Genomic DNA, 297 nt, shown 5'->3' on the forward strand with positions numbered 1-297 from the left:
CCCTTTCATTAATTCCAATATCTTCTTTCTCAACTAAACTAACAAATGAACTTCTTGGAAGATCAAGCGAGAGAATTTCTCTAACACACTTTAGATCTCCAACTTCAAGCTCTTCATTTAGCTCTGACTGCTCTACAAAACGAGACATTGTTTGCTTTAAGGTAAGTGCGACTTTAAATTCAGAAAGCTTTTGCTCCTTCAGATACTGTTGACTGAGCTGATCTAAAACTTCTTCAAAGCTTTCAAACTTTGGCTTCGATGAAGTCTTGAAAAGTTCATTTAACTTTGAAAAGACTT

The 297-nt window shown here is 35.0% G+C and carries 1 protein-coding gene; it reads right to left on the reverse strand.

Annotated features, from left to right (window positions below; genetic code table 11):
* Window positions 1–297 (reverse strand): hypothetical protein (locus M901_RS09555; protein ID WP_034721620.1); only part of this gene is annotated, 297 nt, incomplete at both ends.

The sequence above is a fragment of the Bacteriovorax sp. DB6_IX genome (genome assembly GCF_000447775.1).
Classification (GTDB): domain Bacteria; phylum Bdellovibrionota; class Bacteriovoracia; order Bacteriovoracales; family Bacteriovoracaceae; genus Halobacteriovorax_A.